Source organism: Bacillus sp. SKDU12 (assembly GCF_010093085.1).
In the GTDB taxonomy this organism is placed as follows: Bacteria; Bacillota; Bacilli; order Bacillales; family Bacillaceae; genus Bacillus; species Bacillus mexicanus.
In genome coordinates this window covers 534931-550861 of sequence record NZ_MSRC01000007.1, presented here as the reverse complement: position 1 = coordinate 550861, position 15931 = coordinate 534931, and the positions used below count along the sequence as shown (strand labels likewise).

Annotated in this window: 11 protein-coding genes and 1 pseudogene; 3 read left to right on the top strand and 9 right to left on the bottom strand. The window is 42.6% G+C overall.

All coding sequences use genetic code 11. The annotated features are described in order from the left end of the window. Nucleotides 1-125 precede the first annotated feature (125 nt). Nucleotides 126-1091 (top strand): bile acid:sodium symporter family transporter, encoded by a 966-nt coding sequence (locus tag BTW01_RS09505; protein WP_162102743.1) that lies wholly within the window; start codon nucleotides 126-128, stop codon nucleotides 1089-1091. 50 nt (nucleotides 1092-1141) lie between these two features. Here BTW01_RS09505 and odhB read toward each other — a convergent pair whose 3' ends face one another. From odhB to cdaS, 8 genes and pseudogenes are all read right to left on the bottom strand, one after another. Then, nucleotides 1142-2383, bottom strand: coding sequence for a 2-oxoglutarate dehydrogenase complex dihydrolipoyllysine-residue succinyltransferase (odhB, locus tag BTW01_RS09500; RefSeq protein WP_162102742.1), 1242 nt, complete (start codon nucleotides 2381-2383; stop codon nucleotides 1142-1144). A gap of 15 nt (nucleotides 2384-2398) precedes the next feature. Next, entirely contained in the window at nucleotides 2399-5233 is a 2835-nt protein-coding gene (gene sucA / locus BTW01_RS09495; protein WP_162102741.1) for a 2-oxoglutarate dehydrogenase E1 component, read from the bottom strand. 228 nt (nucleotides 5234-5461) lie between these two features. Then, nucleotides 5462-7378 carry a vWA domain-containing protein gene (locus BTW01_RS09490; RefSeq protein WP_162102740.1) on the bottom strand — a complete coding sequence of 639 codons (1917 nt, stop codon included), beginning with the start codon at nucleotides 7376-7378 and terminating at the stop codon, nucleotides 5462-5464. 10 nt (nucleotides 7379-7388) lie between these two features. Further along, nucleotides 7389-8302: pseudogene (locus BTW01_RS09485) on the bottom strand (AAA family ATPase); the annotation flags it as partial. 64 nt (nucleotides 8303-8366) lie between these two features. Then, on the bottom strand, nucleotides 8367-8954 hold the full coding sequence (locus BTW01_RS09480) for a superoxide dismutase family protein (protein WP_162102738.1): 588 nt from the start codon (nucleotides 8952-8954) through the stop codon (nucleotides 8367-8369). A 94-nt stretch (nucleotides 8955-9048) separates the two neighbouring features. Next, nucleotides 9049-10305: a LysM peptidoglycan-binding domain-containing protein gene (locus BTW01_RS09475; protein ID WP_162102737.1), complete on the bottom strand. Its 1257-nt coding sequence runs from the start codon at nucleotides 10303-10305 to the stop codon at nucleotides 9049-9051. Between the two features lie 357 nt (nucleotides 10306-10662). Continuing rightward, nucleotides 10663-11880, bottom strand: coding sequence for a macrolide family glycosyltransferase (locus tag BTW01_RS09470; RefSeq protein ID WP_162102736.1), 1218 nt, complete (start codon nucleotides 11878-11880; stop codon nucleotides 10663-10665). Between the two features lie 235 nt (nucleotides 11881-12115). Then, nucleotides 12116-12730: a sporulation-specific diadenylate cyclase CdaS gene (gene cdaS, locus BTW01_RS09465; protein ID WP_162102735.1), complete on the bottom strand. Its 615-nt coding sequence runs from the start codon at nucleotides 12728-12730 to the stop codon at nucleotides 12116-12118. 275 nt (nucleotides 12731-13005) lie between these two features. Here cdaS and BTW01_RS09460 point away from each other — a divergent pair, with 275 nt between their 5' ends. Further along, nucleotides 13006-14364, top strand: coding sequence for an MATE family efflux transporter (locus tag BTW01_RS09460; protein ID WP_162102734.1), 1359 nt, complete (start codon nucleotides 13006-13008; stop codon nucleotides 14362-14364). Between the two features lie 15 nt (nucleotides 14365-14379). Then, nucleotides 14380-15228: an STAS domain-containing protein gene (locus BTW01_RS09455; protein ID WP_162102733.1), complete on the top strand. Its 849-nt coding sequence runs from the start codon at nucleotides 14380-14382 to the stop codon at nucleotides 15226-15228. A 25-nt stretch (nucleotides 15229-15253) separates the two neighbouring features. On the opposite strand, the gene bshB2 is transcribed toward BTW01_RS09455, so the two are convergent. Continuing rightward, a complete protein-coding gene (bshB2, locus tag BTW01_RS09450) occupies nucleotides 15254-15919 on the bottom strand; it encodes a bacillithiol biosynthesis deacetylase BshB2 (RefSeq protein WP_162102732.1) in 666 nt (221 codons plus the stop codon). Nucleotides 15920-15931 lie beyond the last annotated feature (12 nt).

The window sequence follows — 15931 nt, the reverse complement described above, 5'->3', positions numbered from 1 at the left end:
TTTACTCTAAAAGCAATTTGTTTATAGATATTGAATTGTTCAGAAAAATCATTATAATAAGAGAATGTTTCAAATTATCTGTAAGAATTTCTGCTGCGGTTCTTGCATGGGTTAGGAGTGTTTTGATGGGCATCATTAGAAAAATTAGTCATTTCGCAGGACAAACCTTTGGCATATGGGTGATTGTTTTTGCCGTGCTGGGATTTTCTTTCCCGTCTTTTTTTACGTGGATCAGTTCTTATATTACGATTTTTCTTGGCATTATCATGTTTGGAATGGGTCTTACACTGCAAGCCGATGATTTCAAAGAACTAGTCAGAAAACCTTGGCATGTCATAATCGGAGTGATTCTTCAATATACCATCATGCCGCTCGTTGCTTTTGGCCTTGCATTTGGATTGGGACTTCCAGCTGAAATTGCAGTAGGTGTTATTCTTGTCGGCTGCTGCCCTGGGGGAACAGCCTCTAATGTCATGACATTTTTAGCAAAAGGAAATACAGCCCTTTCTGTTGCTGTTACCACAATTTCGACCTTGTTGGCTCCTGTATTAACACCCCTTTTGATTATGCTGTTTGCTAAGGAATGGCTGCCTGTCTCACCGGGGTCTTTGTTTATTTCGATCTTACAGGCTGTTTTAATTCCGATCATTGCAGGCGTAATCGTCCAAATGTGCTTCAGAAAACAAGTGGCAAAAGCAGTACATGCCCTCCCGCTCGTTTCTGTCATTGGCATCGTTGCGATTGTCTCTGCTGTTGTCAGCGGCAACCGGGAAAATCTGCTTCAATCAGGCGCGCTCATTTTTTCTGTTGTCATCCTGCATAATGGTATCGGATATTTACTTGGATTTTTTTGCGCAAAGCTTTTTAAAATGGATTATCCATCTCAAAAAGCCATTGCAATCGAAGTTGGTATGCAAAACTCAGGGCTGGGGGCCGCACTGGCTACAGCGCATTTTTCACCGCTATCTGCTGTTCCCAGTGCGATATTCAGTGTGTGGCATAACCTTTCTGGTTCCATGCTTGCAACATACTGGTCAAAACAAGTGAAAAAGAAACAAGCAACATCAAACAACCGCAATCTGTCTCTTTAAATCCCCATATCAAAAAAGGTACATCACGATGAAGTGATGTACCTTTTTTATTATCCTTCTAATAAAAGCTGTTCAGGATCTTCAAGTAAATTTTTGATTGTCACGAGGAAACCTACAGCTTCTTTACCATCTACAATCCGGTGATCATAAGATAAAGCAATATACATCATTGGACGGTTTTCAAAACGCTCTTCATCAATGGCTACAGGCCGGAGCTGAATCTTATGCATGCCCAGTATGCCGACTTGAGGGCTGTTTAAAATCGGGGTAGACATGAGTGACCCGAAAGTCCCCCCGTTTGTAATCGTGAAAGAACCGCCTTGGAGTTCGCTAAGGGTTAATTTATTGTTTCTCGCTTTTTTCGCAAGCTCGCCGATTTCTTTTTCGATTCCGGCAAATGTCAGACGGTCCGCATCCCGTACAACCGGAACGACAAGGCCTTCTTCAGCTGCAACAGCAATCCCGATATCGTAGAATTTCTTAACGATCAGCTCATCTCCTTGAATTTCCGCATTTAAGAGCGGATATTTCTTCAATGCAGCGACGACCGCTTTCGTAAAGAAAGACATAAATCCGAGCTTCACTTCGTTTTGTTCTAAGAATTGATCTTTACGGCGTTTTCTGAGATTCATGACAGCCGTCATATCTACTTCGTTAAATGTAGTCAGCATCGCTGATGTTTGCTGTACCTCTACGAGGCGTTTTGCAATCGTTTGTCTGCGGCGTGACATTTTTTTCACTTCGACGGGTTTGTCAAAGCTTTGCTGTGCTTTTTGCGCCTGAGGCTGCTGTTGTTTTGGCTGAGGAGCCGGCTTCGAAGGTTTGTCGTACGCTTCGACATCCTGCTTGCGCACTCTTCCCAACGGGTCTCCCGTTGGAATCTGAGAAAGGTCAATTCCTTTTTCTCTCGCCAGCTTACGGGCTGAAGGAGAAGCGACCGTTCTTGATTTCGCATCGGTTTGCGCTTCTTCACTCACCTCTTGTGCCGTTGGTTCTGTTTGCTGTTCTTCCTTGCTTTCAGCTTTCTCTGAAGGAGCAGAGGCAGAACTTTCTCCTGCGCCTTCAGAAATCGTACCGATTATTTCCCCGACCTGGACGGTATCACCCGAATCTTTCAATACCTCTTGAAGTACACCCGATTCTTCTGCTGTCAACTCGACATTTACTTTATCCGTTTCCAGTTCAAGCAGATATTCACCCTGTTCTACATAATCACCAGGCTGCTTCAACCATTGGGCTATTGTTCCTTCTGAGATTGATTCTGCTAATTCAGGTACCTTAATTTCCGCCATTTTTTCATTTCCCCCTTAGTTTTTGCGAGTCAAGCTATCAGATACAATACGTTTCTGTTCTTTTTTATGGACCGTTGGATCTCCTTCCGCAGGGCTGGATCGTCTTCTTCGTCCAATATATTGAACGCTTACTCCCTGTGGTGCAATTTCTGTCAAATACGGGCTGATATAACTCCAGGCCCCCATGTTTTGCGGCTCTTCCTGCACCCATACGATTTCTTTCAGGTTCGGAAGTTTTGCAAATAATTCTTTGACTCCTTTTGCCGGGAATGGATACAGCTGTTCAATTCTCGCAATGTGAAGCCACTCTTTACCGTCTTCTAATTTATTAAAATAGTCGCTGATGTCTATAGACACTTTACCGCTGGATAGTACAAGTCTGGTTACTTTTTCATAGTCATGAGAAAGACCCGACTGGTCGTACACAGGCTGGAAGCGGCTTTCGCTGAGCTCCTGCACTTCGGAGACCGTATTCGGATTACGAAGAAGGCTCTTCGGCGTCATAATGATGAGCGGCCTGATTTCTTCACGAAGCAGCATTTTAGCCTGTCTTCTTAAAATATGGAAATATTGCGCGGCGCTTGTCACGTTGGCAACTGTCCAGTTGTTCTCAGCGGCAAGCTGCAGAAAACGCTCGATTCTTGCGCTTGAGTGCTCAGGCCCCTGCCCCTCATATCCGTGCGGAAGCAGCATCACTAATCCGGATTTTTGCCCCCATTTGGCGCGTCCGGCTGAAATGAATTGGTCAAAGTACACTTGGGCGGCGTTAGCAAAATCTCCGAACTGCGCTTCCCACAAGACAAGTGTTTCCGGTGAATGCACGTTATAGCCGTACTCAAACCCGAGAACCGATCCTTCAGACAGCGGGCTGTTATGAACCGCAAAAGATGTGTCACACTCAGATAAGTGATGAAGCGCCACAAATTCTTCGCCTGTCTCACTGTCATGAAGCACAAGGTTTCTGTGAGCGAACGTTCCGCGTTCAGAATCCTGCCCTGTTAAACGAATCGGTGTTCCGTCTTTCAAAATAGAAGCGAACGCAAGGGATTCTGCCAAAGACCATTCCACTTTTCTGTCATCATCAAACGCCTTGGCGCGTCTTTCTAAAATGCGCTTTAGTTTTCCGAAAACATGAAATGACTCGGGCCAATTAATCAATTCGCCGTTCAATTTGCGAAGCACATCAAAATCAATGGATGTGTCTACATCTGGGAAACCGTTTGAAACAGGCTCCGGAAGTTCTATTTCACTGGCGATATGTTCCTTTTTAGCAGGCACTTTTTGATAAGCACTTTCAATGCGCTTCGTTACCGTTGTTTCGATGTTTTGGACAACTTCCTCGGTAATGATGCCATCATTTACGAGCTTTTCGGCAAAAATTTGTTTGGCAGTCGGATGCTTTCTGACAGCATCATACAGCATCGGCTGAGTGGTGGACGGCTCATCCATTTCGTTATGTCCGTAACGTCTGTACCCGATCAAGTCAATCAAAAAGTCTTTGTTGAATGTTTTTCGGTATTCAACTGCAAACTTAACAGCTGAGAGACATGCTTCAGGATCATCCGCATTCACGTGAACAATCGGAATTTCATAGCCTTTTGCCAGATCACTGGCATATTTTGTCGATCTTGATTCAGCGCTTTCTGTTGTGAACCCGATCATGTTATTGGCGATAATGTGAATCGCACCGCCTACTTGATACCCTATTAAAGAGCTTAAATTCAATGTTTCAGCAACAATTCCTTCCCCGGGGAATGCAGCGTCTCCATGAATTAAAATGGCAAGTGATTTCGTTTCATCCTGCACCGGGTATCCGCTTTGTGTTCTTGTTTCCTGTGCTGCTCTCGTGCTGCCTTCAACAATCGGATTGATAAATTCCAAGTGGCTCGGATTGTTTGCCAACGTAATGCGCGCTGATTTTGTCTCAGCGTCTTGAAGCTCCCGATTCGCCCCTAGATGATATTTAACATCCCCTGTCCATCCGTAGCTGATTCCGATTGAACCTTCAGATGGGACAAGATCTTTGTTCGGTGCATGCTGAAATTCAGAAAAAATGATTTCATACGGTTTGCCGAGCACGTGTGCCAAAACATTCAGGCGCCCCCTATGCGCCATTCCGATGTTGACACTTGTTGTGCCTGATTTGACAGATTGTGCAATAATATCATCGAGCACTGGGACAAGAGCGTCCAATCCTTCAATGGAAAAGCGCTTCTGTCCGACGAATGTGCGGTGCAAAAACTGCTCGAACCCCTCTACTTCTGTCAGTCTTTCTAAAACAGCCGACAGCTTTTCGGCAGTGTTCTTCTGGAACAGCTCGCCGGATTCAATCATCTTTGTCAGCCACTCACGCTCTTTGAAATCATGCACATGATCAAATTCAAACGAGATCGTTCTTTTATACGTATTCCGTAAATACTGAATGGCTTCTAAACCGTTCGTAATGTTTTTAGGAGCGTCTTTGCAAATCACTGACGCAGGTATTGCTTTTATTTCTTCTTCTGTTAGCCCGTAATCGGATAATGGAAAGAGTTCGCTCTTTTTCCCGTCCTTTCTGAGCGGATTGACGGAAGCGTTTAAATGGCCATAGGTTCGGATATCCTCTGCAAGTTTGACTGCGGATGCGATCTTTTGAATCAGATCGGCTGTAACATGTCCCTTTTCTTTTGTTCCCGAGACCTCTTTTATATCGCTTGGCGGAGCACCTAGCTCATCGAATATTTCCTTCAGATCCGGATCAATGCTGGTCGGATCCTGGGTATACTGATCGTAAAGCTCCAGCGCATAGCCGAGGTTCGGACCGTAAAAATTTTCCCAATTCATTCGTTGTTTCATACTATTTTGAAACATTTGAATATTACCCCCAACTTAGATAATCAAGTGAATGATTCACTATCTTAAAATAACTTTCGAACGCTGTGCCCAAAATTATGTAATAAAAACGCTTCCAATGGTATTTTACCACTGTTTACAATTTGATTCTACCTTGATTGTTCACAAAACAGTAAAAAATCTTTATAAAAAACAAAAAATTTAATCATTTGAAAAAAGGAACAGCAAAAAGCACAGGATAAAGGGTTACCCTATGCTTTTATGGAGCAGTTTTTTGAGCAGCGGATACAGAACATCCGGGAGCTGATCAACATCCGGAACAAATATACTGAATTTCCCGTACATGTCCTGAATGGTCTTCATTTGCGATTCTTCTATTTCTGAGTTGGAGAGAAAAACATTTATTACTTCTATTCCTCTCTTACGAGCTTCAATAACCGCTTCACTTGTATCGATTATTCCGTTTTGTTCATAGCCAAACGCCGCCGGCTCGCCATCCGAGAAGACGATTAAAAACTTTTGTGATTCGCTGCGCTGCAGCATTTTTTTCGTCATCTGCCGGATTGCATAGCCATCACGATTATCTTCCTCAGGCTCAAGCTGCAAAATCGCCGGTCCCGATTCCTGTCTTAATGATGATTGGAAAGGAATAACTGTATTAAAATAGTTAGGCTGGCTTGTTTCCGTCGCATCGTTTGTATCTTCCCAAAAGCCGACAATCTGATGCGGGACCGCTACCGATTTCAGCGCTTCGTGAAAAAGTACGATTCCCCGCTTTGTTTCGTCCATTTTGTCAAACATGCTGGCTGAACAGTCGACCAGCAAAGTGAAAACCGCGTCAATTTCGGAAGACGGCTCCTGCTTTTTGTAGAACAGCCGCGGATTCCGCTCAGTGAAATAACGGAGCAGTTTATTGTTCAGCCGCCCGGCATGCAAATCTGTTCTTGGCGATGTTTTTTTATGCTCCAGCGTTTTTTGAATCATTTGTTTTAAACGCTTTTGATATGATTCAATCGTTTTTGCCTGCTTTTTATACGTAAGTTCTTCTTCACTTGCTGCCGGCTGCGGTTCTTTGTAAATCGGAAAGGCGTATTTATTTTCTTTTCCGTCCGCCATACCCGCCCCGTTTGGCTGATCTTTCTGGGACTCCAGCGTTTCCAGCTTGGAATAATCTTTCCGTTTTGTTTGCCTGGCTGATCCTTGGACAGAGCCAAGGGCTTGATCACCATCGTCTCCTTCTCTTGAAGCGTCTTTTCCTATGTCTGATTTCGCGCCGTGTTCGATATCAAATTGAAGGAAGCTTTTAGCTGGTGCTTCTGTTTCCCTGTGCCACGTCGGCATTTCTTCCTCATGAATATCTTCATTACCATCTGACTTTTTCGGAAGTGTGATATCATCACTCAGTTTCGGCGCTTTTTTCTCTTCTTCAAATAACGGATTTTCTGCTGCTTTTGCGTAATCAAGCTCAGGCAAAAAGAAGTACGTGTTCAGCATATCTTTATCGAGTATCTCTTCAAGTCCGTCCATGAGATCTTCAACCAAACTCAGAACCTGGGAAGTCGAATTTGCTTCATACACGCGCAGGAGCTGCTGCTCTATAAATGGGCGCATCAGATTGATGTCCTCACGCATAGACGGAAGAGATTCAAGCGGTGACTCGGTCGTAAGCTTCATATAGATCGCGCAAAAGAGTGCATCCGTAAAAATGCTTCGTTCCAAATTTAAAGTCAGCTGGGTGGAGAAGTGCTTTCTGTACATGTTTTTTCTTTTGGCAAAGACTTGTTTCGTACCAGGGCGTTCGCGTTTGATGCATTCTTCAATTCTGATGTCCTCTAGCAGCATAAACAGCTGCTTGGCAAAGCTTTTGAACTTAAGACTTCGATGAATATCATCCAAAAAGTTCGCAAACTCATGCAGTGAACTGTATCTCGTTCCTACCGAACGCAGGTAGACGTCGCTTTTCAGGCCCGCTTCCATATCCTCAGCTGCCCTGTCTTTCCAAAAGTGGCTCATATAGATTTTTTTTTCAAACGGGTTGTAATAGGACTGAACGCCATACTCCACTTCTACCGCTTCACTCTTGGTAAGTGTTTTGGCTAAATCAGTCAGCATCATAAATAGAAACGAATCAATTGTGCTGTCGTTAAATTTAATAAATTTCATCGCAGCTCCCTCATTCAAACAGAGTTTCTGCGATATTTCGGACTGCTGCCTTTTCTCGATCATCATCAAGCTTCTCTACAATCCCCCGCTCAATGGCACGACGCGGCGGAATATAAGCGGCTAAATCACATGTATCAATTAACGCTCTGATGGATGCCGCTTCTTCAGACACCTGGCCGTTATTGGCTTGAACGATCAAGTCAGAGGAAAGCATGATAAACCGGTCAATCATTGTCTCGTCTTGCAGGGAGGACTGAGACATAAGCACTTGTTTCAGCAGTTCACCTTTGATATATGGCACATCAATGATGACAAAACGGTTTTTCAATGCTTCATTCAGCGGAACGGTTCCCACATAGCCTTCATTGATGGCCGCAATAACTCCAAATCCGCCTTTAGCTCGAATGACCTCTCCTGTAAACGGATTCGTCATCATTTTTCTGTAATCTAATACACCATTTAAAATGGGCAGTGTTTCTGGTTTTGCCATATTGATTTCATCTATATAAAGAAAATGGCCTTCTTTCATGGCTTTAGTGACTGGTCCTGGCACAAATTCAATTGTTGCCTGGCCTGATTGATTTTCAATCGTTTTATAGCCGACCAGTGCTTCAGCGTCCAAGTCAACCGAACAGTTGACACTGTGCATCGGTTTATGAAAATAGTTGGACAATGTTTCTGCAAGCTTCGTTTTTCCTGAGCCCGTAGGCCCTTTCAGCAGAACGTTTTTTCCCATGGCTAGTGCGATAATGGCGTCGAATAAAATCGCCTCATCATCCGCCTCATAGCCTGACGCCCCGATGAGCGACTGAAACTCTGGAGAAATCGGCTGGTCTTTATATGATAAAAGCTTTTGTTGTATCTTTTCCGGCAATGTTAAGTGCTGTAATCGAGTTGTCATAGACAGGTCCCTTTCCTATTCGTATTCCATTAACGAGTATACTAAAAAAGCCCCTGTATGCTCAATACAAAAGGGCTTGGATGACCATTACTGCTTCTCACTATTGCCGGAAAGAGCTCCGCAGACGATTCGCGCCCCTGAATTGCCGCTTGGGTTTGTCAAATAATCGTCTTCATGTTCATGAATAATAAACGCACTCCCATCCTCATCAAGGATATTTCGTTTACTTCCTTTTTCCATTGAGGTATCCGGCGCATTCATAATGACATCCACCTTTCCATCAGCACCGACTTCAAGGTTGGGCAGATCTCCGGCATGATGACCCATCGGATTATTGAAACCGTGTTCTTTATTCAGCGGATTAAAGGGGCCTCCCGCTGATTCAAAATCCGGCCTGACACATGATCCTTTCTCATAAATATGAAAGCCGAGAGAAGCGCCGGGGCGCAGGCTGTTTGCAGAAATGTGAATATCGAGGCCTTCATCATCCGATTCTTTAATCTCTATAAAACCGACTGCTTTGCCTTCACGATTGAACAGCTGAACGTGATGGTCAAACGCTGATGTTTCAACAGCCTTTTTTTTCGGTATCCGCTTAGGAGGATCCGAAGGGTTTTGCCCGCATCCCGCAACGCTCAGTGCAGCCGCTATCATCAACAGCAAGAGACGGTACATACTGTCTCCTCCTTGTTTTTTCTTACAGTGTGGTCAATCATTTTTGGAAATAAACAAAAAAAGCCTATAAAAAGGCTTTTTGTCACACTCATATTTAAAAGTAACTTTTTGCACCCAAGTAACGCTCTTTCCAATACGAATTGCTGAGATTAGAAATATCGACGCCCGATGAGCTTGCATGAATAAAGTTCCCGCCGCCTAGATAAATCCCCATGTGCGACGGGCCGGATTTATATGTGGTAAAGAAGACAAAGTCTCCGACTGAAGGCTGGCTGACTTCTTGCATGATATTCCAATAGCCCGCCGTACTCAGTCTCGATGCCGATGATACATGATTAATGAGGTAATAAATAAAGCCGCTGCAATCAAAACCTGCTGGCGTGTTTCCTCCCCAGCGATATGGCACCCCGACATATTTTTTTGCTTCCGCTATCATTCTGTCAATCTTCGAGCCTATTTGGACATTTGATCCTGAGTTATCTTTTGGCTTTGTCAGATTTGAATGGTTAGGTTTTGTTGTTCCTGAACCTGAAATGGTTAGAACTTGTCCGATATGCAAGACATCAGACGATAGCTTGTTTATATCGCGGATGCTTTGCACAGTGATTCCAAGCTGATTCGCGATTTTCCACAGCGAATCGCCTGCTTTTACTTTGTATGTAGTTGTTTTTGAAGAATTGATGTTTGACGACTTTTTTGAATCGCTGTTTTCACTGTTTCCGCCCTTAGGTGGATTGTTCCCTTTTATTTTCAGTACCTGTTTAGGGTAAAGCGTATCTGATGTTAAGCCATTTAAGGTCTTCAATTCAGCTACAGTCATATGTAAACTGTTTGCAATTTTCCATAGCGAATCACCAAGCTTAACCGTGTATGTACTTTTCGGAGAGCCTGAAGAATTGGAATCGCTGTTTTTCTTCGATTCGCTTGAGCCGCTTGAATTGGTTGTCCCTTTTATCTTAAGCTTTTGCCCTGCGCGAATGAGGTCACTGGATAAGCTGTTTAAGCTTTTAAGTTCCGAAACACTCATTTTATGATTTTTCGCAATCATCCAAAGTGAATCACCATATGCAACTGTGTATGTTGAGGTTTCACTTGAGCTTGAGCTTGATGAGGATGGCGTGTTTTTTTTGCTGCTCTCAGGAACCTTAAGACTTTGCCCGACATAAAGCACCGTTGATTCCAATTTGTTTTCAGATTTCAGCGCTGATATTGTCGTATCATATTGCCGGGAAAGTTTCCAAAGAGAGTCACCGCTTTTTATTTTTATCGTTTTTGCTTCCGCGGGTGCCGCGGCCATCGATGATCCAACTACTGCGGACATAGCCAAGCCGGCCACAATTTTCTTTTTCATTCATTTAACCTCCTAAACTATTTATAAAATTAAAGTTCCCAAAAATAACATACTTCCATTTTATCGTCACTTTTTCACCAAGTTACACACTTTCCAAACATGTAACAGCAATTTCAGCATTGTTCGACTTTTACCTTTCAAATACTTAACATTGTATATAAACTGCATCTATTTTTCGAAAGTCTAAGGAACTATTTAAACGGGAGCAAAATAATTTTTAATGATAAACGAAGCAAAAATTCCTCCTTTCTTGTTTGTTTTTCTAATCAATTCTCTATCAGTACGTTAAATCCCTTCCTCGGTTTTCAGATGTAACAGCCAAAAAACCTGTTCTTTTGATAAGAACAGGCATCTATATTATGCATCTGCTGATTGTGTTTTGTGTTTCACAACTTCAAGAATGCTGTCAGCAGCTTTTTTAGAGCCGCCCGCTGCTTTCAGGGATTGTCCGATGTCTTCCGCCTTTTCAGTATACACAGGATTGTTCAACACTTCTTGAATTGTTTCCTTTAGAAGACTCTCAGATAATTGTTCTTTTTTCAGCACTTTTCCTGCGCCGATTTTTTCCACTTGGCGTCCTACGACAAATTGGTCAGCTCCCATCGGAATGACAACGAGCGGGGTTTCAAAATACAAGCCTTCACTTGTGCTGTTCATTCCTCCATGGGTCACAAATAAACGGGCTCTTTTCAGGATCTCAAGCTGAGGAACATATGGGCGTACAATGAAATTCTCTGGAATATCATTCAGCTCATCTGTTTTAATATGTTTTCCAATGGAAAGCACAACCTTACCGTCAAAATCTTTACACACCTCGAGACATTGATTAAAAAACCGCTTTTGATTGTTAAAAATAGTTCCCATCGAAATAAACAGCACATTTTCATTGTCTATTTGATCAAATGGAAAGTCATTGTTTTCGACTCTTTCTGCAATGGAAGGGCCGACAAAAACATACCGATCGCCAAATTGCTCAGCCATTGGCTGAAATTCTCTTGAGGTGAAGACGATCGTCAAGTCCCCATCTGAAGAAAAGACGTCAAAAGGCTTCTTGATCTCTGTTTGAAAATCAGCATGTAACGTTTTTGTAAGCTGCTGGTAAGATTTATAATGAGGCGAATCTTCAATCGATCCTTTCACGTAATCGCCCATCATTTCCTTGAGGAATTTCTCATTCATGGCAAAGGTTGTACACAATGAGAACCGCGGGAGCTTCAGCAGATTGGCAATCATTTTTCCAGCCAGAAGATGGTGATCATATATGACATAATCATACGATTCATGTTTGACTTCATCATAAATATGAGCCGCGATATCTTGACAGCCTTTCAAAAAGACGCAGATCATTTCAGTGAAATCTCTTTCTTCATCTCCGGTTGCGTTTTTTCCGAAGTAATCTCCCCGGAAATCATCATACTCGCGAAACTCGACACCAAGAGCGGCAATTTTTTCTTTGTATTCCTTCACTGCGTAGTAAGTAATCTGTTCCCCGCGTGATTTTAGCTCCTTCATTACACCGATAGACGGATTAATATGCCCTTCACCAGGGAAACCGATCATTAATACATTAGCCATGCGGCAGCACCCTTTCTTTTAAAATGTACGTAATATTTTAAAAGGTACTACAAATACAAAATAAGGTAAAGAGTTTCACCTTATTAATATTTATTCAATATAACTTTTTTACTAGTTTATATTTTCTTTTCTTGGAAGACAAAAACATTCAACTGAACGTGAAGGCTTAAAAAAACGCTACATTTAGTCAATCTGTCTCATGATAGGTTTATTCATTATGTCCTTTTATTTATTTTTACGTTCTCGGCGAAATCACCGGATATAATACGCCGTCTTTTGCAAATGACATCTTTCCTGTCTCCTCCGACACAACGAGCACAAGTGCATCTGTATATCCCGACATACCGAGAGCTGCGCGATGCCGGGTTCCCAAATGGACATCCACTTCCTTTGTAGTCAGCGGGAGGACATTCGCTGCCGAGACGAGTTTATTTTCCTTCACCAATAACGCGCCGTCATGAAGAGGATTTCCGGGAAAAAAGATACTCTCAATTAATGAAGCGCTGATCTCCGCATGGAGAAATGTCCCTTTTTGAATAAAATGTTCAACCGGTTCCGATCTTTCAATCACAATTAAAGCGCCATGCTTATGTTCTGATAGAGCTTTAATCGCCTTGGCCAGCTCGATAAATGCGGGCGTAAATTGCTCAATGTATGATTGCAAATAAAAGGAGGATGCGATGCCCTGCATGTCCTGAAAAAGGCGCCCCAATTCATCTAATTCACAAAGAAGGCACTGGTCTTTTTCATGAAGTGTTTTCAAAATCAGCGATGAATCATCTAGTATTTGTTCTAAACACAGTTGGATTTTTTCCTTAAATGCATGTTCTGTTATCTGTACGTATCGCATAGATCTTCAACTCCTTTTCAAATGTCCAACTTTTCACGCATGCTAATCTTATTGATGCACATTCTATAGGTAAAGGAGGAATGTAAAGAATGGAAATCGAAAGAATCATCCAGTATGTTTGCACCTTTTTAGGCGTGATATCACTTGCTTTTATTTATGCCCAAATGTTTAGAAAAACGAAGCCCACAAAAAAAGAATAGACCTGGCGCTCATTGCTTTTTATACATAAAATGTTATAATTTCTCTCGTTATGAAAAAGAAACGGAGATCAATGTATGAAAGAAACTCGAAATGCCCGGCAAAAGATTACACAGCTTTTGCATATTTTCATTCCGATATTCATTACTCAGGCGGGGCTTTCTCTTATGACATTTTTAGATACGGTGATGTCAGGGAAAGTCAGTCCCGCTGATTTAGCCGGTGTGGCCATAGGCTCAAGCCTTTGGACTCCCGTTTATACAGGACTTGCAGGTATTTTAATGGCAGTCACACCCATTGTCGCTCAGTTATTAGGCGCTGAAAATAAACGGCAAATACCCTTTACTGTCTTGCAGTCTGTATACGTGGCCGCGCTTCTTAGCATCGCCGTTTTAGCGATTGGATATGCTACAGTAGACCTTATTCTTGGACGATTGCACCTTGAGACACACGTACATCAGATTGCCAAACACTTTTTAGGCTTTTTATCACTAGGTATTTTCCCTTTATTTGTCTACACCGTCTTGAGATCATTCATTGACTCATTAGGGAAAACGAAAGTTACCATGATGATTACACTTAGTTCTCTTCCGATCAATTTTGTATTGAATTACGTATTCATCTTCGGGAAATTCGGGATGCCGGCTCTTGGAGGTGTCGGCGCCGGTATAGCGTCCGCGCTCACATATTGGTGTATCTGCATCTTCAGTTGTTTCATCATTCATAAATCCGCTCCGTTTGCCGAATACGGGATTTTTCTTACAATGTATAAGTTCTCTTGGAGCGCGTGTAAAAACATGCTGAAAATCGGGCTTCCTATTGGATTCGCCGTATTTTTTGAAACGAGCATTTTCGCAGCTGTCACGCTTCTGATGAGCCATTTTAATACAATAACTATCGCCTCTCACCAGGCAGCCATGAACTTTGCTTCACTTTTATATATGCTGCCGCTCAGCGTGTCCATGGCTTTAACAATTGTAGTCGGTTTTGAAGCAGGTGCAGCCCGTTTTAAGGATGCACGCTCATATAGCGTGATCGGCATCGTAATGGCGATTGGCTTTTCTTTGTTAACTGCAGCCTGTATCCTTTTATTTAGAGAGCAAATTGCCGGCATGTACACTTCTGATCCCGATGTGCTCCGTCTGACACAGCACTTTTTAATTTATGCGCTGTTTTTTCAGCTTTCTGATGCTGTCGCCGCGCCGATCCAAGGAACGCTCAGAGGGTACAAAGATGTGAATTATACGCTTGCAGCCGCATTTGTCTCTTATTGGATCATTGGCCTTCCCGTCGGTTATGCGGTCGGTACGTTCACGAATCTTGGCGCCTTCGGCTATTGGATCGGGTTAATTGCAGGTCTCGCCGCCGGGGCAGTCGGGCTGTTTTTCAGGCTGGCTAAACTGCAAAAACGTTATTCGCAAAAACTATACATCTAAAAGAGGTGAACAATCATGGCAAAAAACAAGAAATTATTCGAATATCTATCTCAGCATGCAGAAACGATCAGCTCAACATGGTACGAAACAATCGAAGAGACTGACCCAAATTCCATTTATGCATCAACAGATCCTACTATCATTCAAAATTTAAAGAGCCAAAATCTTGCCTTCAATTATAAAATAAATCGCATTTTTATAGATGATGAGGAGGTATACCTGCCTATCCTGCAAAATTGGGCCATTGAAGTGACACAGGATCAAGAGCATTTAAAAACTCCGATCCACTATATTATCCGGGAGTTTGTCAGGGTAAGAGATTTATACGTTTCCTATGTAAAGGAATTTGTCCATCTCAATCAGGATACTGTAAAAGGCGAAGAAGCCGAGGAGCTGTATCACTCTCTCATTAAAGCATTCGATCTAGTGATTCATATCTTTATAGAAGAAGTGTATAAAAACACGAGCCTTCAGCTTAAAGCGCAAAAAGATATGATTACTGAATTAAGCGCACCAGTGATTGTGCTGTTTCACAGCGTCGGACTGCTGCCTTTAATCGGAGATATTGATACAGTGCGCGCCAAACTAATTATGGAAAACACCTTGAATCAATGTGCGAAAAAAAAGGTGACACAGCTGTATATTGATTTATCAGGAGTAGCTATTATTGATACAATGGTTGCCCACCAGCTGTTCAGCCTGATTGAAGCATTGCGTTTAATCGGTGTTTCATCCACGTTGTCGGGAATCCGCCCGGAAATCGCGCAAACCGCTGTTCAGCTAGGTTTGTCTTTTGAAGAAATTCCCTTGCGATCTACCCTCGCTTCAGCGATTGCTTCTGACTTAAAATTAAAAAAGGTATAAGGCTTAAGGCCTTATACCTTTTTGATTAATCATTCCATTGATACGTCCAATATATTTCTTCTTCAAACCATGTTGCCATAACAGGTTCATTGTTTTTCAACTTTTCTTCAAGCTCTCTGAGCATGCCTTCTGTTTGTGTACGGTGAGCTTTCAACGCATTCATTTTAATATCAGCTACTTCTTTGATATCAAGTACGACATCAGCTTCGCCAAGAACTTCTTCTCTATTGCGAGTAATGGCCATACAGATTGTACGCGGACGGTCTTCTTTCTTTTTGCGGTACAATGCACGGATAACCGCTTCCCCGCATGCATCATGATCAGGATGTACACCGTGTTCAGGATAAAATGTGACAATTAAACTTGGTTTTACATCATCTATGATCTCTTCCATGATATCAGCTAAATATTCATCGTCTTCAAATTCAAGCGTTTTGTCACGGAGTCCAAGCATACGAAGGTCATTGATATCCATCTCTTTGCATGCATTGATGAGCTCTTGTTTTCTTAGAAGCGGCAATGTTTCCCGATTCGCAAAAAATGGATCGCCCATATTTCTGCCCATTTCACCTAAAGTGGCGCAGGCATACGTAACCGGAATGTCTTTTTTTCTGTTTAAGGCAATGAGGCCTGCCACTCCGTATGATTCATCATCAGGGTGAGGCAGGATTACAAGTACGTGTTCGTTCATTATTTTTCACCC